16 protein-coding genes are annotated in these 19,694 nt (G+C 63.5%); 5 read left to right on the plus strand and 11 right to left on the minus strand.

Going from position 1 to position 19,694, the window contains the following annotated elements; all coding sequences use genetic code 11:
- Window positions 1-159 precede the first annotated feature (159 nt).
- Together gltA and gltX are read right to left on the minus strand one after the other, a co-directional pair.
- Window positions 160-1,491: a citrate synthase gene (gene gltA, locus NLY37_RS08065; protein WP_023671037.1), complete on the minus strand. Its 1,332-nt coding sequence runs from the start codon at window positions 1,489-1,491 to the stop codon at window positions 160-162.
- A gap of 181 nt (window positions 1,492-1,672) precedes the next feature.
- Complete coding sequence (gene gltX, locus NLY37_RS08070; protein WP_023742438.1) at window positions 1,673-3,097, minus strand: glutamate--tRNA ligase; 1,425 nt, start codon at window positions 3,095-3,097, stop codon at window positions 1,673-1,675.
- A gap of 461 nt (window positions 3,098-3,558) precedes the next feature.
- Here gltX and arr point away from each other — a divergent pair, with 461 nt between their 5' ends.
- Both arr and NLY37_RS08080 read left to right on the plus strand, forming a co-directional pair.
- The gene (gene arr / locus NLY37_RS08075) at window positions 3,559-3,975 is read left to right on the plus strand and encodes an NAD(+)--rifampin ADP-ribosyltransferase (RefSeq protein ID WP_023696562.1); all 417 of its coding nucleotides are present in this window, start codon (window positions 3,559-3,561) and stop codon (window positions 3,973-3,975) included.
- 111 nt (window positions 3,976-4,086) lie between these two features.
- Entirely contained in the window at window positions 4,087-6,543 is a 2,457-nt protein-coding gene (locus tag NLY37_RS08080; protein WP_023742437.1) for a ComEC/Rec2 family competence protein, read from the plus strand.
- Here NLY37_RS08080 and lexA read toward each other — a convergent pair.
- On the minus strand, window positions 6,537-7,319 hold the full coding sequence (lexA, locus tag NLY37_RS08085) for a transcriptional repressor LexA (protein ID WP_023742436.1): 783 nt from the start codon (window positions 7,317-7,319) through the stop codon (window positions 6,537-6,539). The two genes, NLY37_RS08080 and lexA, sit on opposite strands and share 7 nt — an antisense overlap.
- Window positions 7,320-7,522: 203 nt before the next feature.
- The gene (locus NLY37_RS08090; RefSeq protein ID WP_023742435.1) at window positions 7,523-8,287 is read right to left on the minus strand and encodes a GntR family transcriptional regulator; all 765 of its coding nucleotides are present in this window, start codon (window positions 8,285-8,287) and stop codon (window positions 7,523-7,525) included.
- A gap of 167 nt (window positions 8,288-8,454) precedes the next feature.
- Between NLY37_RS08090 and kynU the strand changes: the two genes are divergently transcribed.
- A complete protein-coding gene (gene kynU, locus NLY37_RS08095; RefSeq protein ID WP_023696564.1) occupies window positions 8,455-9,702 on the plus strand; it encodes a kynureninase in 1,248 nt (415 codons plus the stop codon).
- Window positions 9,703-9,808: 106 nt separating this feature from the next.
- Here kynU and kynA read toward each other — a convergent pair whose 3' ends face one another.
- Together kynA and NLY37_RS08105 are read right to left on the minus strand one after the other, a co-directional pair.
- Window positions 9,809-10,645, minus strand: a complete 837-nt coding sequence (gene kynA, locus NLY37_RS08100) for a tryptophan 2,3-dioxygenase (RefSeq protein WP_023748414.1) — start codon at window positions 10,643-10,645, stop codon at window positions 9,809-9,811.
- Window positions 10,642-12,267 carry an AMP-binding protein gene (locus tag NLY37_RS08105; RefSeq protein ID WP_023671045.1) on the minus strand — a complete coding sequence of 542 codons (1,626 nt, stop codon included), beginning with the start codon at window positions 12,265-12,267 and terminating at the stop codon, window positions 10,642-10,644. Before NLY37_RS08105 ends, kynA begins: the two co-directional genes overlap by 4 nt.
- A gap of 166 nt (window positions 12,268-12,433) precedes the next feature.
- Between NLY37_RS08105 and NLY37_RS08110 the strand changes: the two genes are divergently transcribed.
- Window positions 12,434-13,264 (plus strand): hormone-sensitive lipase, encoded by an 831-nt coding sequence (locus NLY37_RS08110; protein WP_023671046.1) that lies wholly within the window; start codon window positions 12,434-12,436, stop codon window positions 13,262-13,264.
- Window positions 13,265-13,309: 45 nt separating this feature from the next.
- Here the strand turns inward: NLY37_RS08110 and NLY37_RS08115 are convergent, their stop codons facing one another.
- Genes NLY37_RS08115 through NLY37_RS08135 form a run of 5 tightly spaced genes read right to left on the minus strand, consistent with a single transcriptional unit; the run spans window position 13,310 to window position 18,754 of the window.
- Complete coding sequence (locus tag NLY37_RS08115) at window positions 13,310-14,515, minus strand: molybdopterin molybdotransferase MoeA (protein ID WP_023742434.1); 1,206 nt, start codon at window positions 14,513-14,515, stop codon at window positions 13,310-13,312.
- Entirely contained in the window at window positions 14,516-14,998 is a 483-nt protein-coding gene (gene moaC, locus NLY37_RS08120) for a cyclic pyranopterin monophosphate synthase MoaC (RefSeq protein WP_023671048.1), read from the minus strand.
- A 2-nt stretch (window positions 14,999-15,000) separates the two neighbouring features.
- Window positions 15,001-15,813 (minus strand): indole-3-glycerol phosphate synthase TrpC, encoded by an 813-nt coding sequence (gene trpC / locus NLY37_RS08125; RefSeq protein WP_023671049.1) that lies wholly within the window; start codon window positions 15,811-15,813, stop codon window positions 15,001-15,003.
- A 3-nt stretch (window positions 15,814-15,816) separates the two neighbouring features.
- Window positions 15,817-16,827: an anthranilate phosphoribosyltransferase gene (trpD, locus tag NLY37_RS08130; protein WP_023742433.1), complete on the minus strand. Its 1,011-nt coding sequence runs from the start codon at window positions 16,825-16,827 to the stop codon at window positions 15,817-15,819.
- Window positions 16,828-16,858: 31 nt separating this feature from the next.
- Window positions 16,859-18,754, minus strand: coding sequence for a peptidylprolyl isomerase (locus tag NLY37_RS08135; RefSeq protein WP_023738725.1), 1,896 nt, complete (start codon window positions 18,752-18,754; stop codon window positions 16,859-16,861).
- Window positions 18,755-18,901: 147 nt separating this feature from the next.
- Here NLY37_RS08135 and tpiA point away from each other — a divergent pair, with 147 nt between their 5' ends.
- Window positions 18,902-19,672 (plus strand): triose-phosphate isomerase, encoded by a 771-nt coding sequence (gene tpiA, locus NLY37_RS08140; RefSeq protein ID WP_023671052.1) that lies wholly within the window; start codon window positions 18,902-18,904, stop codon window positions 19,670-19,672.
- The last annotated feature ends 22 nt before the right edge of the window (window positions 19,673-19,694 follow it).

Here is a 19,694-nt window from a genome sequence, read left to right on the forward strand (position 1 = left end):
AGTGAATAGTGAATAGTGAATAGTGAATAATGAATAGTGAATAGTGAATAGTGAATAGGATTAACGCACTCTCGCCTATAATCAAGGTTCTACTTACTACCTGCTACTTACTACTTACTACCTGCTATTCACTACTTACCATTCACCATTCACCCTCTTTCACCTTTTCGCAATCGGCACGTAGTCGCGTTCCGGCGCGCCGGTATAGAGCTGGCGCGGGCGGCCGATCTTCTGGTGCGGGTCCTCGATCATTTCCTTCCACTGCGCGATCCAGCCGACGGTGCGCGCGACCGCGAACAGCACGGTGAACATGGTGGTGGGGAAGCCCAGCGCCTTCAGCGTGATGCCGGAATAGAAATCGACGTTCGGATAGAGCTTCTTTTCGATGAAGTAGGAATCGGTCAGCGCGATCTTTTCCAGCTCCATGGCGATGTCGAGCAGCGGATCGTCCTTGATGCCGAGTTCGCCGAGCACCTCATGCGCCGTCTTCTGCATGATTTTCGCACGAGGATCGTAGTTCTTGTAGACGCGATGGCCGAAGCCCATCAGCCGGAACGGATCGTTCTTGTCCTTGGCGCGGGCGATGAATTCCGGGATGTGGTCGACATGGCCGATTTCTCCCAGCATGTTGAGCGCGGCCTCGTTGGCGCCGCCATGCGCCGGGCCCCACAGGCAAGCGATGCCGGCGGCGATGCAGGCGAACGGATTGGCGCCCGACGAGCCTGCAAGCCGCACGGTCGAGGTCGAGGCGTTCTGCTCGTGGTCGGCATGCAGGATGAAGATGCGCTCCATGGCGCGCGCCAGCACCGGATTGATCTTGTATTCCTCGCACGGAACCGCAAAGCACATATGCAGGAAGTTGGCGGCGAAGTTCAGCTCGTTCTTCGGGTAAATGAAGGGCTGGCCGATATGGTATTTGTAGGCCATGGCCGCAATCGTCGGCATCTTGGCAATCAGCCGCATCGAGGCGACCATGCGCTGATACGGGTCCGAAATGTCGGTGGAGTCGTGATAGAAGGCCGACAGCGCGCCGACCACGCCGCACATCACAGCCATCGGATGCGCGTCGCGGCGGAAGCCGGTGAAGAAGCGCGACATCTGCTCGTGCACCATGGTGTGGCGCGTCACCCGGTAGTCGAAATCGTCCTTCTGCGCCTTGGTCGGCAGTTCGCCGTAGAGCAGGAGGTAGCAGACTTCGAGGAAGTCGCCATGCTCGGCCAGCTGGTCGATGGGATAGCCGCGGTGAAGCAGGATGCCGGCATCGCCGTCGATGAAGGTTATCGCCGACTCGCAGCTCGCCGTCGAAGTGAAGCCGGGATCGTAGGTGAAGGCGCCGGTGGTGTTGTAGAGCGCACCGATGTCGATGACGTCGGGCCCGACCGACCCGCTTCGCACCTTGAATTCATGCGTCTTGCCGGCCAGTTCGAGCGTGGCAGTCGACGGGTGCGTCGTCTTGCTGCCGGTTTCCAGTCTTGTCGCAGCTTCGCTCATTCTCAAACTCCTTCATGTTCCTCATGCCGGCAAGGCAATTCCTGCAAACGACACGTCGAAATCACCGGAATGCGCGAACTCGCCACCGCATTTTGGGAGGTGCGTGCCTGATTGGGCCAAGGCCTAATGTTGCACTGCGAAACCCGCCTTTCAATGCCAATCTTTTTGGGCCAGCTCGCTCCTAATCGATTTGATCCGCAATCCGCGCCAGGCTTTCCTCGCGGCCAAGCACGGCAAGCACGTCGAACACGCCGGGCGAGGTGCTACGGCCGGTAAGGGCCGCCCGGAGCGGTTGGGCCACGGCGCCGAGCTTGTGGCCGCCGGCCGCTGCGAACTCGCGCACCGCGGCTTCAGCCGCGGCAGCCGACCAATCGCCCGAAACAGTCTGCAAAGCGGCATGTGCGCCGCGCAGGATCGCGCGCGCGTCGGCACTGAGCAGTGCTGCCGCCTTCTCGTCGATCGGCAGCGGCCGCTCGACGAACAGGAAGGCCGCGCCATCGGCCAGTTCCACCAGCGTCTTGGCGCGCTCTTTCAGGCCCGGCAAGGCGGCCAGCAGCTGCGCCTTCCTGGCGTCGTCGAGACGGGCGGCGATAGCAGATCCGCCTTCGAGGTATGACAGAGTGGCGACGAAAATGTCGAACAGCTCGGTATCGGCCATCTTGCGCATATGCGCGCCGTTGATTGACTCAAGCTTGGCGAAGTCGAAGCGCGCCGCACCCTTGTTGACATCGCCGATGTCGAACCACGAAATCATGTCCTTGATCGACATGATCTCGTCGTCGCCATGGCTCCAGCCGAGCCGCGCCAGATAGTTGAGCAGTGCCTCGGGCAAATAGCCCATGGCGCGATAAGCCTCGACACCGAGTGCACCGTGCCGCTTCGACAGCTTGGCGCCGTCGGCGCCGTGGATCAGCGGGATATGCGACATCGACGGGACGTCCCAGCCCATGGCGTTGTAGATCACCGTCTGGCGCGCGGCGTTGGTCAGATGGTCGTCGCCACGGATGATGTGGGTGACGCCCATGTCATGGTCGTCGACGACGACGGCATGCATGTAGGTCGGATTGCCGTCCGAGCGCAGGATGATGAAATCGTCGAGGTCCTTGTTGGGGAAGCGCACCTCGCCCTGCACACGGTCGTGCACCACGGTTTCGCCCTCGGTCGGCGCCTTGATGCGGATGGCGCCCTTGACGCCGGGAGGCGCCTCCGAGGGGGCACGATCGCGCCACTGGCCGTTGTAGCGCGGCGGCAAGCCCTTGGCGCGTGCGGCCTCGCGCATCGCCTCGAGCTCGGCAGGCGTCTCGTAGCTGTAATAGGCCTTGCCCAGGCGCACCAGCTCCTCGGCCACCTCACGGTGGCGCGGCGCGCGCTCGAACTGCGATATGGCCTCACCGTCCCAGGAAAGGCCGAGCCAGGTCAGCCCATCCAGAATGGCCTGTGTCGCCGCCTCGTTGAAGCGTTCGCGGTCGGTGTCCTCGATGCGCAGCACCATCGTGCCGCCGGTGTGCTTGGCGTACAGCCAGTTGAACAGTGCGGTGCGCGCGCCGCCTATATGCAGATAGCCGGTGGGCGAGGGGGCAAAACGGGTGACGACCGTGTCGGACATGGAACTCTCGGGAACCTTGGAAAGCGGGGCGTGATCGCGCGGACTTTCGCGCTTTGCGCGTTCATGTAGCATAGGAGGTCTGGGGCGCAAGGGGCAGACCCGATGGCTGGACGAGGCCGGGGCACGTCGGCAATTATCGGTTGCGTCAACGGGCGCCGGAGCCTTGTAGCACAAAAATCTGTTCGCACTTCCGCGCAACCTCGTTTGGCAGCAGCGTCAATGTCTGGGTTTCGTTCGGCTGCAGCGTCCGTCACAGTGCCTGCAACATCGCTGCGACGGTGGTAGCCTCCTCTGACGAGCGGACATTTCTTCATGGATGCGGCACTGCCCGACTACAACGCCGCCGTGACAGCGTTGGCTTGGTCACGCATATTGACCTTTCTGCAATCATTATCGTGAACACCGCAACTGTGTGCAGTCCGGTCCGCCACGAAGGAGGCAGATTGAAAGAAGGACTACCGATGACCAGAAACGCCGACCATACGGAGGGTGATCCGTTCTACCATGGTACCCGGGCGGATTTGAAACCCGGGGATCTGCTGAGCGTCGGCCACCCTTCCAATTTCAGAGGTAAACCACTGTCATGGATCTATTTCACCCAGACACTGGAAGCCGCCATCTGGGGAGCAGAGCTTGCAACGGGTGACGGTCGTCAAAGGATTTACATCGTAAAGCCGACGGGGTTCTTTATGGATGACCCTAACCTGACCGACAAAAAATTTCCCGGTAATCCGACGAAATCCTACCGCTCCCGTGATCCGTTGCTCATCCTGGGTGAACTCGCTGAATGGCAGGGTCATACACCGGAACAATTGAAGGCAATGCACGATGGGCTTGCTCGCCTGAGGGCGGAGGGCCGGGATATGATTGAGGATTGAACGTCCTTGGCGAGTGATGGTTAATTCCGGCGCGGTGGACGTGATCGCGCGGACTTTCGCGCTTTGCGCGTTCATGTAGCATAGGGGTCTGGGGCGCAAGGGGCAGACCCGATGGCTGGACGTGGCCGGGGCACGAAGGAAGGCGAAGGCGCCGAGGCAGGCGTCAGCGAACGCTCGCTGTTTGCCGATAGTCCCTATGCCGAGCCGCTGCCCGTCGCGCTGCCTGAGCCGCATCCCGGCATAGCGCCCGCGCTGCCCGGTGACGCCTTGCCGGCGCAAGTCACAGCGCCCCGATCTATCGCCCGACTGCGCAGACGGCTTCGCCGCCCATCATGGCCCGCGCTCCGCCGCAGCCTTGCCGTGGCCGCCAACACGGAGCTCGACCGGGGCGTCGCCTTCCTGCTGGTGCCGGTTTTCCTGGCGGCCGGCGTCATCATTTATTTCTCGCTGGCCGGCGAGCCCGGCTTTGCGCAGCCAATCGCCATTGTGGTGCTGGCGACATGTTGCGCTGTCGCCACGCGATCGCGGCCGAGGACGCATCTGTTCTGCATGGCCGCGATGCTGTGCGCGCTCGGCGTCGTCGCCGCCAAAGTCGAGACCTGGCGCGCCGGAACGCAGATGCTCGGCTCCGAGATCCAGACACGGCTGACCGGCCGCGTCGTCAGTCTCGAACAGATGGAGAGCGGGCGCATCAGGCTGACGCTCGACGTGGTTTCGACCGCTTACCCCAAGCTGCGCTACGCCCCGGAGCGGGTCAGGCTCTCGGCGCGGACCGTTCCCGCCGATATGACCGCCGGCTCCCTGATCACCGGCTATGCCAGGCTGTTGCCGCCGACCGGTCCGGTGCGGCCGGAGAGCTACGATTTCTCCTTCGACAGCTATTTCACCGGTATCGGCGGCAGCGGCTTCTTTCTCGGCAATCCGAAAACCATTGCTACGCAGGGACCGCCGCCGCTGACCGCGCGGCTCTCCTCGGCAATCGAGAACGCGCGCGAAAACATTGCCGACCATATCAGGGGCAAGATCGGCGGCGCCGAAGGCGAGATTGCGGCGGCGTTGATTGTCGGGGTGCGCGCCGGCATCCCGGACGAGGTCAACGAAGCGATGCGGCGCACCGGCATCTACCACATCATCTCCATCTCCGGCCTGCACATGGCGCTGGTTGCCGGCACCATCATGGCGTTGCTGCGTGGCGCCTTTGCGCTGTTTCCCGATTTCTCTTCGCGCCGGCCGGTGAAGAAATATGCGGCCGCGGCAGCGCTTATCTCGATCGCCGCCTATCTCGTTATTTCAGGCGTCGTGGTTGCCGCCGAGCGCAGCTTCATCATGCTGGCGGTCATGCTTGTCGCCGTGCTGTTTGATCGCGCCGCACTCACCATGCGCAATCTGGCGATCTCCGCCATCGCCGTCATCCTGGTGTCGCCGCACGAGGTGGTCGGTCCCAGCTTCCAGATGTCGTTTGCCGCCACCGCCGCCCTTGTCGGCGCCTATGCCGGCTGGGCCGATTACCGCGCCGACAAGGTGAGAACGCCGCTGGCAAAGCGCTCCTTCGTCGGCTTCCTGTCGCGAAAATTCGCGCTGGCCATGGGCGGCCTCGCCATGACCTCGATCATCGCCGGCAGTGCAACCTTGCTGTTCGCCATCTGGCATTTTCAGCGTGTGTCGCCGCTCAGCCTGATCGCCAATCTGGCCGTGATGCCGATTGTTTCGTTGATCGTCATGCCCTTTGCCGTGCTCAGCGCACTGGCGATGCCGTTCGGCGCCGACGGGCCGCTCCTCTATGTGATGGGCAAGGGACTGATGGCGATGATCGCTATATCGGCCTGGATTTCCGAGCGCTCGCCGGTCGACGCCGTCGGGCTGATCTCCATCCGCTCGGTGCTGTTGGTGGCGGTCGCCCTCGTCATCGCCACCATGGCCACCACCTGGCTCAGGCTGGCGGCCGTGCCTTTCGCGCTGGCCGGCCTGTTGACGGTGCCGCAGGTGCTTACGCCCGACGTGCTCATATCCGAGGACGCACATCTGGTGGCCATGCCGATAGGTGGCGGCGAACTCGCCCTCAACCGCGAACGCTCCAACGAATTCACCACGGACAATTGGAAACGGGCGCTGCGGGCCGAAACCATTATCCCGCCCGAGATTTTCGAGGCAACAGATACGCGGTTCGATCTCGATCCGCTCGATCTGCCGCCCGGGTCGCCCTTCTATTGCATGGGCGATCTCTGTATCGCCCGACACCCTTCCGGAGCCATTGTAGCCCTTGCCAAAGACCGCAAGACGGCGCGGCCGGCCTGTGCCTTCGCTAGCCTGATCGTCATCGATGACGCCACGGCCTACAATCCGTGCCGCGACCCGCTGGTGCTGGTCGTGACGAAGAAGCAGCTCGCCCGCGACGGCAGCGCCGCTGTCTTCTTCGATCCGCAATCGGCAGCGGCAGCGCCAACCATCCGCTTCGCCGTCGACAAGCCGTATCGCCCCTGGCACGAGCAACGCCGCTTCTCCCGCGAAGCGCGCGGCCTGCCGCCCTACAACCAGCGTGAAAAGTACAAACCCAAGCCGGCTCAGTAGCGCCGGATCAATCCGACAAGCTTGCCCTGCACCTTCACCCTGTCCGGCCCAAAAATGCGGGTCTCGTAGGCCGGGTTGGCGGCTTCCAGGGCGATCGAGGCCCCCTTGCGGCGGAAGCGTTTCAGGGTCGCTTCCTCATCGTCGACCAACGCCACTACGATCTCGCCGGGGCTGGCCGTGTCGGCATTGCGGATGATGACCGTGTCGCCATCGAAAATGCCGGCCTCAATCATCGAATCGCCCTTGACCTCGAGTGCGTAGTGTTCACCGCCCATGATCATGTCGGGCGGCACCGAGATCGAATGGGTCTGATGCTGGATGGCGTCGATCGGCACGCCGGCGGCGATGCGTCCCATCACCGGGATTGAAATCGCGGAAACGGCATCGTCATTGCCGGCAGACATCGAACGCGACGGCGAGCCCGCCTTGATCTGGCGGCCGAGACCGCCTTGGCCCATCCCGCCTTGTCCTTGGCCGCCTTGCCCTTGGCCGGCTTGACCAAGACTGCCCTGAATGACGCTCGGCGAAAACTTCCTCGCCGCGTTGAGGCCTGGTGCGATCGAGTCGGGCAGCCGCAGCACTTCCAGCGCGCGCGCCCGGTTCGGCAGCCGGCGAATGAAACCGCGCTCCTCAAGCGCCGTGATCAGGCGGTGGATGCCGGACTTGGAGGCGAGGTCGAGCGCTTCCTTCATCTCATCGAAGGACGGCGGGATTCCGCTCTCCTTCAGGCGTTCATGGATGAACATCAGAAGCTCATGTTGTTTGCGCGTCAGCATCGCGGCCCCCAGGGGTTCTGCAACCAGAATCGGAAAAAACAAACCCAGAACAAACACTATCTGTTCCAGTTGTGTTCCGCAACCTTTTAAAGTTTAATGAATGTGTTGACGTTTTGTTCAGCGTAACGTTCGGCGCTGCGAGCCCCGCCTGCGCCCATTTGCCGGCAACGGGTGAAACGAAGCCAAAGTGCCCTGCGCGTCGGCTACGACCGCCGCTTCCTTTTCGGACGGGGCTGCGCAGCATCCGCGCCGGGTTCACTCTGGGCATAGACCTGCAGCGTGTAGCCGATGTGAGCGGTCATCAGAGTTTTCGCACGTTCGACGTCGCGATCGAGGGCCGCTTCCATCAGGGCGGTATGGTGTTCGATCGCCACGGCGTCGCGCAGGGCCGCCACGGCCTTCCGGTGTCCATCCGTGCGGCCGGCGGCGGCGCGCAGCGTCGGGGCCAGACCCAGAAAGCGGTGATGGCGATGCAATTGGTCGGAAATCGTCGCATTGAAGCGCAGCAGCCAGCTGGATGTCGCGGCACTGAGCAGGGCCGCATGGAAGGCATCGTGTTTTTCGTACCACGCGTCGACCGCATCATCCGATGGATCGTCGAGAACAGACCCGCACCGTGAGAGACGATAGTGGGCGGCAACGACCGCGTCTTCCCACTCACGGTCGCCCTTCTCGACCGATTCCACCAGCAGGGGCAGTTCGACCACCAGCCGCGCACGCGCCAAATCCTCGAGCTCCGCCCGAGAGACGGGAGCGACCGCAAACCCGCGGTTGCTGATGGCGGTCACAAGCCGTTCCGCCTCCAGCCGCGACAGCGCCTCGCGCAACGGCGTCCAGCCGATGCCGTAGGTGTTGCGCAGCGTGCTCAGCTTCAACGGCGCGGCAGGCGCCAGCCGGGTCGCAAGAATATCGCGCCTGAGCAGCCGATAGGCCACTTCCGTCTTCGAGGTCTGCTCGTCATCCAGCATCGTGATCCATCAGACATAAATGCTCGGCGGATCATTATATATCAAAGCCTTTCAATGGGTGAATTATATATAATGTTTGACAGTTCAAGGGCGACCACTCAAGATCGCCGGCATGTTTGGGCGGCAGGCTCCGCCGCGCGCGTTTGTCCATGGAGGGGCGCCGGATCATGAGCACGACACCCGATCTCGCTACAATCGAAGCAATGGATGCCGCCGATCCGCTGCGCTCCATGCGCGAACGCTTTGTCTTGCCGCAAGGCGTGATTTATCTCGACGGCAATTCCCTGGGCGCCGCGTCAGCGGTCGTCTTCAGCGAACTGCAGCAGGCCGCCACGCAGGAATGGGCGCACGATCTCATTCGCGCCTGGAACACCGCCGGCTGGTTCAACATGCCGGTGGAACTCGGAGATCAGCTCGGGCGACTGATCGGCGCGGCTGATGGGCAGACGGTGGTCTGCGACACAACCTCGATCAACATCTACAAGCTGCTGCACGCAGCGCTCGGCATGCGGCCGGATCGGTCGGTCATCGTTGCCGAGGGCGACAGTTTCCCGACCGACCTCTACATGGCCGAAGGCGTCGCCTCGACCCGGCCGGGAACGCGGCTGCGGCTGGAGGGCGTCGACGCGGCCGCAATCGAGGAGCTGATCGACGACAGCGTTGCCGTCATCCTGGTCAACCACGTCAACTACAAATCCGGCCAGTTGCGCGACATGGCGGCGCTGACGCGCAAGGCACATGACGCCGGCGCGCTGATCATCTGGGATCTCTGCCACACGGCCGGCGCCTTGCCGGTCGAACTTGACCGTGCCAATGCCGATTTCGCCGTCGGCTGCACCTACAAATACCTCAATGGCGGCCCGGGCTCGCCAGCCTTCATCTACGCGGCCGAGCGCCACCATGACGATGCCCACCAGCCGCTCAGCGGCTGGTGGGGCCATGCGCGGCCCTTTGCCTTCGAGCAGGGCTTTGCCGTCGGCAGCGGCATTCGCCGCTTCCTGTGCGGAACGCAGCCGGTGCTGTCGATGCGGGCGCTCAAGGGCGCGCTCGATATCTGGAACGACGTCGATATGGCGGCGGTGCGCAGAAAAAGCATCGCGCTGACCGACCTGTTTATCCAGCTCGTCGAAGCCAGATGCGGCGCCTACGGGCTTGAACTGGAAAGTCCTCGCGACGGCAGCCAGCGCGGCAGCCAGGTGTCGTTCCTCCATCCGCATGGCTATCAGGTGATGCGCGCGCTGATCGAGCGCGGCGTGATCGGCGATTTCCGGGCGCCGTCGACCATCCGTTTCGGCTTCACGCCGCTCTATGTCGGATATGGCGATGTCTGGCAGGCGGTCGAAGTCCTGGAGGATATTCTGCGCACCGGCGCCTGGCAGGACGCCCGCTTCGCGGTGAAGACCGCGGTCACCTGAGGAACTAGAGCAATTTCAGGAAAAGTGTGAAGCGGTTTTCCGTCCGCAATTGCGTCAAATCAAAGAGCTAGAGCATTTCGCCGTTTACGTTAAACGGTGAAATGCTCTAGAGCCGGGTGCGGACCGTCCAGAGCTCCGGAAACAGCACAACCTCCAGCATCTTCTTCAGATAGGAGGCGCCTGAGGTGCCGCCCGTGCCGCGCTTCAAGCCGATGATGCGCTCGACCGTGGTGACGTGGTTGAAGCGCCAGCGGCGGAAGTAATCCTCGAAGTCGACCAGCTTCTCGGCCAGTTCGTAGAGCATCCAGTAGCGCTGCGGGTCGCGGTAGACGGTTTGCCAGGCAGCCAGCACGTCTTCGTTCTCGACGCGCGTCTCGCGCCAGTCCGTGCGCCCGGCATCGGCGCCGATGTCGAAGCCATTGCGCGCCAAAAGCAGAAGCGCCTCGTCGTACAGCGACGGCGTGGCCAGGATCGCTTCCAGCCTGTCCGTAAGATCGGGCCGGTGCTTGTGCGGCCCGAGCATGGCTAGGTTGCGGTTGCCGGCCATGAACTCGATAGCGCGGTACTGCCACGACTGGAAGCCCGAGGATTGGCCGAGCGCGTCGCGAAACTCGGTGTATTCGCTTGGCGTCATCGTGCGCAGCACGTCCCAGGCATTGTTGAGCTGCTCGAAGATGCGCGCGACGCGAGACAGCATCTTGAAGCTCGGTTCGAGGCGGTCGGCGCGGATAGAGCGGATCGCGGCGCCGATCTCGTGCAAAGCGAGCTTCATCCACAATTCCGATGTCTGATGCTGGATGATGAACAGCATCTCGTCATGGGCCGAAGACAGCGGCGCCTGCGCATCGAGCACCTTGTCCAGCTGCAGATAGTCGCTGTAGGACATCCGCTCCTTGAACGACATCTGCGCGCCATCGGACGCCGGATCGTGCGGCTTAATCAATTGCTCTTCTCCGCGCGCAACCGGAAGCGCTGGATCTTGCCGGTCTGGGTTTTGGGCAAGGCGTCGATGAACTTCACCGAACGCGGATATTTGTAGGGCGCGATCGTTGCCTTGACGTGGTCCTGCAGGCGTTTGACGGTCAATGCGTCCGGCGAAACACCTTGCACAAGCACGATATGCGCCTCGACGATCTGGCCGCGTTCACCGTCCTCGGCGCCGGTCACCGCGCATTCGGCGACGTCGGGATGCGAGAGCAGCGCCGCTTCGACCTCGGGGCCGGCGATGTTGTAGCCGGCGCTGACGATCATGTCGTCGGAACGCGCGGCGAAGTGGAAGAAGCCATCCTCGTCCTGCGTGAACGTATCGCCGGTGAGATTCCAGCCATCGCGGACATAGTCCTTTTGCCTGGCATCGGCCATGTAGCGGCAGCCGGTCGGGCCGCGCACCGCCAGCCGGCCAGTAGAGCCGCGCGGCAGCTCCCGCATCTCGTCATCGACGATGCGTGCCTGATAGCCGCCGACGGGTTTGCCGGTGGAGGCCGGCTTCATGTCGTCGAAGCGGTTGGAGATGAAGATATGCAGCATCTCGGTGGCGCCGATCCCATCGAGGATCGGCTTGCCGGTCTTCTCAGTCCATTCCTCGAAGACAGGCGCCGGCAGCGTCTCGCCCGCCGAAACCGCGACGCGCAGCGAGGACAGGTCAGCGCCTTGATCCATGGCCTTGAGCATGGCCCGATAGGCGGTTGGAGCGGTGAAGGAAATGGTCGCTTTGTAGGTCTCGATGATGTGGATCATGTTAGGTGGCGTCGCCTGTTCCAGCAGCGTCGCCGCGGCGCCGAAACGCAGCGGGAAGATGGCGAGCCCGCCAAGACCGAAGGTAAAGGCAAGGGGCGGGGAGCCGACGAAGATGTCGTCGGGCGTCACCTCCAGGATTTCGCGGGCATAGGCGTCGGCGACGATCAGCAGGTCGCGGTGGAAATGCATCGTCGCCTTCGGCACGCCGGTGGTGCCGGAGGTGAAGCCGAGCAGGGCGACATCGTCGCGGCCGGTGTTGACGGCAGTGAAGGTGACCGGCTTGTCGAGGGCGGCGCGGTCGAGTTCCGCGTCATGGTTGGCCGTGCCGTCGAAGCCAATGACCTGCTTGAGATACGCACTGCCCTTGGCGCAGGCGGTCATCTCGTCCATCAGCCTTGTATCGCAAAGCGCAACCGTGATTTCCGCCTTGTCGACGATCTTGGCGAGTTCGCCGGCGCGCAGCATCGGCATGGTGTTGACGACCACCGCGCCAACCTTGGTGGCGGCCAGCCAACAGGCGACCATGGCCGGGTTGTTGGCCGAGCGGATCAGCACCCGGTTGCCCGGCTTGACGCCATAATTCTCGACCAGGGCATGGGCGAGCCTGTTGGTCCAGTCGGACAGTTCCTTGTAGGTGCGGCGGCGGCCATTGCCGATCAGCGCGGTGTGGTCGCCGAACCCTTTTTCGACCAGCCTGTCGGTCAATTCGACGCCGGCATTTATGTGGTCGGGATAGTCGAAGCCGTCGAGCAAAAACTCCGGCCATTGCTCCGGCGGCGGCAGGTTGTCACGCGTGAATGTGTCGATATGCGCTGATGGCCCAAGCATTTTCGGCTGCCCCTGTCTGCCTCGCGCCCATGGCTGAACAAGGCGCAGGATCGCACCAGTCGAAATTTGTTTCAAGCCTAAAATGTTTTTAGGTCGCAGCATTGACGCCGCCCTGTTCGGCGGCCATTCCTGTCGACTGAACTGAAGCCATCCGGGAGGGATGCAGATGCTCCAACATCGTGTTGCCGATTGGGACAATGCCTACGCCAACGGCGACAACATTGCCGGCAGCAATCGCTGGCCGGCCGCGTGGGACACACCGGCACAGGCTTTTCGCGACACAATGTCGGCGTCCGGTCGGGCCAAGCTCGACATCGCCTATGGCGACAGCCCGCGCAACAGGCTCGATCTGTTCCTTCCCGATGTCATGCCCAAAGGACTCGTCGTCTTCATCCATGGCGGTTACTGGAAGGCGTTCGACAACAAGCCATGGTCGCATCTGGCCAACGGCGCGGTTGCCAATGGCTTTGCCGTGGCAATGCCGACTTACACGCTTTGTCCCGACATACGCATTTCCGGCATCGTTAGGGAAATCGCGGCGGCGATCGGCAAGGCGGCGACGATGGTCGGCGGGCCGGTGATCCTGACCGGGCATTCCGCCGGCGGCCATCTCGCCTCCAGGATGGTGACGACAACGACACCCCTGGCCGCCGATGTGGCGGGCCGCGTGCGCAATGTCGTCTCGATCTCCGGCGTCCATGACCTGCGGCCAATCATGCGGACGGGGATGAACGCGACACTGGCCATCGATGAAGCGGAAGCACTGGCCGAAAGCCCGGTTCTGCTGCGCCCCATGCAGGGCGCGCGCATCACCTGCTGGGCCGGCGGCGGCGAGCGGGCGGAGTTCCTGCGCCAGAATGCGCTGCTTGCCAACATCTGGATCGGCCTCGGCGCCACGACCAGCACAGTGGTCGAGCCGGACCGGCATCATTTCAGCATCGTCGACGGGCTTGCCGATCCGACACATCCGCTGACGCGGACATTGCTGGCGGAGTAACAACCAGTCTTATCTCTTGGAATTAACGGCTTGGATCCGCGACCTTCAGCGCAACATCAGAACGCTGCAAGCAGCGCCTGCTTCTGCCGCCGGAGCGAAGGGCTCGCGCACGATCAGGCCGTTGGCGTCGGCCAGCATTCTCAGCATCGAGGAATCCTGGATGCCGAATGGTGTCGCCACCAATGCGCCGGCTTCTTCCCGGACCACGGCGCGCACATAGTCTTGCCTTAGATCATTGGCCGGCATCGCGGCGCCAAGCTGAGCCTGGCGGATGTCCTGCCGGTGGGGACGGCCGCCGAACTGCGCCAATAGCGGCTTCAGGAACAATTGCGAGCAGACCAGGCTCGCCACCGGATTGCCGGGCAGGCCGATGCACCTGATATCGCCCAGCCGCCCGAACATCAGCGGCTTGCCCGGGCGCATGGCGAGCTTCCAGAAGTCGAGGTTCATGCCTTCGCCGGTCAGCACGTCATGAACGAGATCATGGTCGCCGACCGAGGCGCCGCCGAGCGTGACGATGACGTCGGCTTTCGCATCGACCGCCTTTTTCACCAGCGCCGCGATCGCTTCCTTGCGATCGGCCGCTATACCGAGATCGAGCGCGCGAGCGCCGACCGACTGCGCCACAGCAGCGACGCCATAGGCGTTGGACGAGATGATCTGGGCGGGGCCAGGTTCGCTGCCCGGTGGCAGCAATTCGTCGCCGGTGGCGATGATGGCGACCAGCGGCCGTTGCACCACGTTCAACCGGGGATGATTGGCCGACGCCGCCAGCGACAATGCAGCCGGATCGAGCACGCGGCCTTTCTCCAGCAGCACGTCGCCTTGGGCAAAATCCAGTCCAAGGCGGCGGATGTTGCGGTTCTTCGCCGTCGGTTCGGTGACCTCGATCCGGCCACCGCCGAGATCGCGAACATTTTCCTGGATGACGATCGTGTCTGCGCCTTCAGGCAGCGGCGCGCCGGTGAAGACGCGCACGGCCTCGGATTTACCCACTGTGCCGTCAAAGCCTCGCCCTGCGGGCGCCATTCCGATCACCGAAAGCCGCGCCGGGGCCGACGCCACATCCTGCGCCCGTGCGGCATAGCCGTCCATGGCAGATGCATTGAAAGGCGGCTGGGTACGCAGCGCCACGACCGGCTCCGCCAGCACCCGGCCGGCCGCATCCGCCAGCGCGACCCTTTCACCGGGCAACGCCACAGCGCCGTCGAGTAGGCGTTGAAGCGCCTCGGCGACCGGAACCAGCGCCATTTACGAACCCGCCTTGTAGTCGCCGGACTTGCCGCCGGTCTTTTCCACCAGCTGTATACCGGAAATCACCATGGCGCGGTCGACCGCCTTGGCCATGTCGTAAATGGTCAGGCACGCGACAGATGCCGCGGTCAGCGCCTCCATCTCGACCCCGGTCTTGCCGGTGACGCGGGCGAGCGCGGTGACCCTAAGGCCGGGCAGCGTGGTGTCCGGTTCGATGTCGACCGACACCTTGGTCAAAAGCAGCGGATGGCAGAGCGGAATCAGCTCATGCGTCTTCTTGGCCGCCATGATGCCGGCAATGCGCGCGGTACCCAGCACATCGCCCTTCTTGGCGTCGCCGTCGAGGATCATCTTCAGGGTTTCGGCCCGCATCGAGACAAAGCCCTCGGCGACCGCCGTGCGCGTCGTCTCCGCCTTCTCGCCGACATCGACCATGTTGGCCTCGCCCTTGGCGCCGAGATGGGTGAGGGCGGCTGCCATCCTCAGATGGCCTCTGCTTTCGCCTTGCCTGTCAAAAGCAGCCGCGTTGCCGCAGCGACATCCTCTTGCCGCATCAGGCTCTCGCCGACGAGGAAGGTGCTGATGCCGGTCTTTTGCATCCTGAAGCAATCGTCGTGGGTGAAAATTCCGCTCTCGCTGACCAGCAATCGGCCGCCCGGCACCATCGATGCCAGCCGTTCCGAGGTCTCGAGGCTGGTCTCGAATGTTCTGAGATTGCGGTTGTTGATGCCGATCAGCTGCGACGAGAGTTTTACCGCGCGCTGCGTCTCGGCCTCGTCATGCACCTCGATCAGCGCGTCCATGCCGAGTTCGAACGCGGTCGCTTCCAATTCGCTCGCCAAGGCATCGTCGACGCTGGCCATGATGATCAGGATGGCATCGGCGCCCCATGCGCGAGCCTCGTAGACTTGATAAGGGTCGAACAGGAAATCCTTGCGCAGCGCGGGCAGGGACACTGCCTTCCGTGCACTGATGAGAAATTCCGGCGCGCCCTGGAAGGATGGCGCATCGGTCAGCACCGAAAGACAGGCGGCACCGCCTTTCTCATAGGCCTGCGCCAGTGCGGGCGGGTCGAAATCGGCGCGGATCAAGCCTTTGGATGGGCTTGCCTTTTTGATCTCGGCGATCAGGCCGAAGCTGCCCGATCTGCGCTTCGCCTCAAGCGCCCTCAGAAAGCCACGCGGTGCGTCGGCATCCTTGGCTCGCGCCTTGATCTCGGCCAACGGTATACGCGCCTTCGCCGCCGCGATCTCGTCCCGCTTGTAGGCCTCGATCTTGCGCAGAATGTCAGCCACGGCTCATCCGTTCGAAATCTCGACCAGCCTGTCGAGCACGCCCAGCGCCCGGCCGCTGTCAATGGCCTGTGTGGCCGCGGCCATGCCGTCGGCAAGCGTCGTCGCCTTGCCGGCCACCACCATGCCGGCGCCGCCGTTCATCAGCACCGTATCGCGATAGGCCCCGGCAGCACCTCTCAGCATGTCGCGCAACGCCGTGGCATTGTAGGCGGCGTCGCCGCCGCGCAACTCGTCCTTGGTGTGGCGCTGCAGGCCGACGGCTTCCGGGGTGAGCGTGAAATGGCGGATCTCGCCGCCGGCCAATTCCGCCACCTGCGTTTCGCCGGTGGTGGTGATTTCGTCATAGCCATCCCCATGGACCACCCAGGCATGCTCGGTGCCCAACGCCTTCAATGTCTCGGCCACCGGCACGATCCATTCCGGCAGGAACACGCCGACCATCTGCCTGCTGACGCCGGCCGGATTGGACAGCGGTCCGAGCAGGTTGAAGATGGTGCGCGTGCCGAGCTCGACGCGGGTCGGGCCGACATGCTTCATCGCCGGGTGGTGCGCCGGCGCGAACATGAAGCCGACGCCGGCCTCCTGGATGCAGCGGCCGATCACCTCTGGCGGGATATCGATCTTGACGCCGAGCGCGACCAGCACATCGGCGGCGCCCGTCAGCGACGACAGGCCGCGATTGCCGTGCTTGGCGACCGGCACGCCGCAGCCGGCAATGACGAAGGCCGAAGCGGTCGAGATGTTGACTGAATGCGAATTGTCGCCGCCCGTGCCGACAATGTCGATGGCGCCCTCAGGAGCTTCGACGCGCAGCATCTTGGCACGCATGGTAGCGACGGCGCCGGAAATCTCGCTCACGGTCTCCCCGCGCACGCGCAACGCCATCAGGAAGCCGCCGATCTGGCCCGGCGTCGCGTCGCCAGACATGATGATGTCGAAAGCTTCGCGCGCTTCCTCGAAGGTAAGCCCGGTTCCCGTGGCGACCTTGGCGATATGGGTCTTCAGGGCGCTCATTGGGCCAAGACGTTCATTGGGCTAAGGCCATTCATTGGGCGAGGGCTTGGGCAACGGCGGCCTGGTCGACGCTGACCGCGTACTGCGTCTGCAACTGCGCCACCAGCTGGTCGAGCAGATCGTCGGACATGCCTTGCGTGAAGGATTTTTGCGCATCGTCGGGTACCGAGCTGGCGTCGGCTCCGGCCGGCTCGAACACTTCGGCGACCTTGAACAGGATCTGGCCGTCGCCGGTGGGCGAGGGGATCAGCCCGGTGCCGCCTTCGCCGACGCCGAACATCGCAGCAGCACCCTCCTTGCCGAAATCGACATCGTCGGCCTCGCGCTTCACGCCGCGCTTGGTCTGCTTTTCAAGCTTCAGTTCGCCGGCGATGACGTCGAGTGTGGTGCCAGCCTTGAGGCGCTTGTCGAGTTCGTCTGCTTTCGCGGTCAGCCGCTTGGTCGTTTCCTCTGTCGTCCAGTCCGCCACCACGCGCTGGCGGACTTCGTCCAGCGTGCGGTCGCGAGCCGGCGTGATCGATGTCAGTTCATAGAACACGAAGCCGTTGTTAGGCGTGGTCAGGGCTTGATTCTCGGTGTTGGGCTCGGCTTCGAACACCGCCTTGATGAGGTCCGGCGATGCCGGCAGGTCCTTGATGATGGTGCCGTCCGGCTTGAGGCCGGTGCGGTCTATGGCCTCGACGGTGACGTCCTTGAGCTTGAGTTTGGCGGCGGCTTCGGCCAGCGTGCTGCCGGCGGCGCGGGTGTCTTCGTAATTGTCGTGCACGTCGAGCAGGATGCGGCTTGCTTCGCCAAGCGCCAGATCCTTGCGGATCTGGTCTGACACTTCCGCCAGCGGCTTCACCGTTTCCGGTTTGATCTCGGTAACGCGCAAAAGCACCGGACCGAACGCGCCCTGGACGACCGGGCTGACTTCGTTGACGGCAAGCGCGAATGCGGCATCGGCGACCGCCTTGTCGGTGATCTTATCCTTGGAGAGCGTGCCGAGCAGCGTGTCGGCCGGGGTCTTGCCCTGCGCGGTGACGATCTTGTCGAAAGTGGCGCCCGTCTTCAGCGAATCGGATGCCGCCTTGGCGGCGTCCGCGGAAGGAAACACCAGCTGTTCGATGGTGCGCATTTCCGGCGTGGTGTAGCGCCCCTTGTTCTTGTTGTAGTCGTCGCTGACCTGCTGGTCGGTCACGGCGCTGACATCCATGATGTCTTCGGGCTCGAGCCGAACATAGGAGAATTTGCGGTATTCTGGCGCCGCGTAGGTTTTCTTGTTGGCCTCGAAATAGGCCTGAAGCACGCTGTCGGATGGCGCCTCGATCGGCTCCACCAACGCCTTTGGCAAGATCAGATAGTCGATGGTGCGGTCTTCGCCGCGATAGAGCGCAACTGCCTTGAAGAAGGTGTCCGGAGCCTTGAGGCCGTCCGAAACCGCTTCGACGATCTGCTGGCGCACCGCCACCTGAGCCCGGTTCTTGAGATAATCCTCCGGCCGCATGCCCAGTTCGCGCAGCCGGGATTCGAACAGCCGGCGGTCGAACTGGCCATTCGGGCCCTGGAAGGCGGGTTCCTGCCGCGTTAGTTCGGCCAGCCTGTCCTTGGAGAAGCCAAGCCCGAGCTTGCGCGCCTGTTCGTCGAGGACGGCGCCGGACACCAACTGAGCCAGCACCTGGTTGTCGATGCCATAGGCCTTGGCCTGGTCGCGGCTGATGCGCTGGCCGATCTGCTGTTGCAGCATGGCGATCTGGCGATCGTAGGCGAGGCGGTACTCGGTGATCGACACGGTGGTGCTGCCGGCGGTGATCACCGCATGATGGCCGGCCAGGAAGCCGCCCGTCATCCGCGTGGTGACGCCCCAGGCAAGGAAACTCAACACCAGCAGCGACAGCAGGGCTTTCGCGACCCAGGTCCCTGCCGCGCTTCTCAATATACCAAGCATTGTTACTTCCGAGTTTTGCGCAGTTTTGCGTGCGCCCGAGTCTGAAACAAGCGCAATAGCGCCCTTCCGGCTCACTGTCGATTGCTTTGTGGCCTGATTTTGATAGGGAGGGCGAGACCCCAATGTCGCCCGGAGAACCAGATCCCCATGACGCCAGGAATTCGACCGCTCGTTGCCGGCAACTGGAAAATGAACGGCACCAGCGCTTCGCTGAACGAGCTCAGGATGATCGGCAACGGCTTCATGAGCGGGCTCGACGCAGAGACCGAAGCATTGGTCTGCGTGCCGGCGACCTTGCTGTCGCGCGCCGTCGAAATCCTGTCGCGCACGCCGGTGCGGGCCGGTGGCGAGGACTGCCACATCAAGGAAAGCGGCGCCTTCACCGGCTGTGTCTCAGCCGAGATGCTGAAGGATGCGGGCGCCAGCCACGTCATTGTCGGCCATTCCGAGTGCCGCGAACAGCGCAGCGAGGACGATGCCATCGTCCTCGCCAAGGCCTCGGCGGCGTGGCGGGCAGGGCTCGTCGCCATCATCTGCATCGGCGAGACCAAGGCCGAGCGCGAAGCGGGCACAGCACTCGACGTATTATCGCGGCAGGTCGCCGGCTCGGTGCCACCGAGCGCAACGCCCGCCAACACCGTTATCGCCTACGAGCCGGTATGGGCTATCGGCACCGGCCTGACGCCGACCGCCGAAGACGTGGCGGAGGCGCACGCACATATCCGCCAAAAACTGGCGGAAGCGCTCGGCGCAGCCGTGGCCGGCAAGATGCGCATCCTCTATGGCGGCTCGGTCAAGGCGTCCAACGCGGTCGAACTGCTGGGCGTCAAAAACGTCGATGGCGCGCTGGTTGGCGGCGCCAGCTTGAAGGCGTCCGACTTTCTCGCCATCGCCGAGGCATACCAGAATATCGCGTAGGCCCCGGAATCCCGTTGCCGAC

Origin of the sequence: Mesorhizobium sp. C395A (genome assembly GCF_030323205.1) — a bacterium.
Taxonomy (GTDB): domain Bacteria; phylum Pseudomonadota; class Alphaproteobacteria; order Rhizobiales; family Rhizobiaceae; genus Mesorhizobium.

Bases quoted from the DNA above. Each gene is read 5' to 3' on its own strand.
- gltA (WP_023671037.1), bottom strand. From the start codon at position 1,491: ATGAGCGAAGCTGCGACAAGACTGGAAACCGGCAGCAAGACGACGCAC.
- gltX (WP_023742438.1), bottom strand. From the start codon at position 3,097: ATGTCCGACACGGTCGTCACCCGTTTTGCCCCCTCGCCCACCGGCTAT.
- lexA (WP_023742436.1), bottom strand. From the start codon at position 7,319: ATGCTGACGCGCAAACAACATGAGCTTCTGATGTTCATCCATGAACGC.
- NLY37_RS08110 (WP_023671046.1), top strand. From the start codon at position 12,434: ATGCTCCAACATCGTGTTGCCGATTGGGACAATGCCTACGCCAACGGC.
- NLY37_RS08115 (WP_023742434.1), bottom strand. From the start codon at position 14,515: ATGGCGCTGGTTCCGGTCGCCGAGGCGCTTCAACGCCTACTCGACGGC.
- NLY37_RS08080 (WP_023742437.1), top strand. From the start codon at position 4,087: ATGGCTGGACGTGGCCGGGGCACGAAGGAAGGCGAAGGCGCCGAGGCA.
- arr (WP_023696562.1), top strand. From the start codon at position 3,559: ATGACCAGAAACGCCGACCATACGGAGGGTGATCCGTTCTACCATGGT.
- NLY37_RS08105 (WP_023671045.1), bottom strand. From the start codon at position 12,267: ATGCTTGGGCCATCAGCGCATATCGACACATTCACGCGTGACAACCTG.
- moaC (WP_023671048.1), bottom strand. From the start codon at position 14,998: ATGGCAGCCGCCCTCACCCATCTCGGCGCCAAGGGCGAGGCCAACATG.
- trpD (WP_023742433.1), bottom strand. From the start codon at position 16,827: ATGAGCGCCCTGAAGACCCATATCGCCAAGGTCGCCACGGGAACCGGG.
- kynU (WP_023696564.1), top strand. From the start codon at position 8,455: ATGAGCACGACACCCGATCTCGCTACAATCGAAGCAATGGATGCCGCC.
- NLY37_RS08135 (WP_023738725.1), bottom strand. From the start codon at position 18,754: ATGCTTGGTATATTGAGAAGCGCGGCAGGGACCTGGGTCGCGAAAGCC.
- NLY37_RS08090 (WP_023742435.1), bottom strand. From the start codon at position 8,287: ATGCTGGATGACGAGCAGACCTCGAAGACGGAAGTGGCCTATCGGCTG.
- tpiA (WP_023671052.1), top strand. From the start codon at position 18,902: ATGACGCCAGGAATTCGACCGCTCGTTGCCGGCAACTGGAAAATGAAC.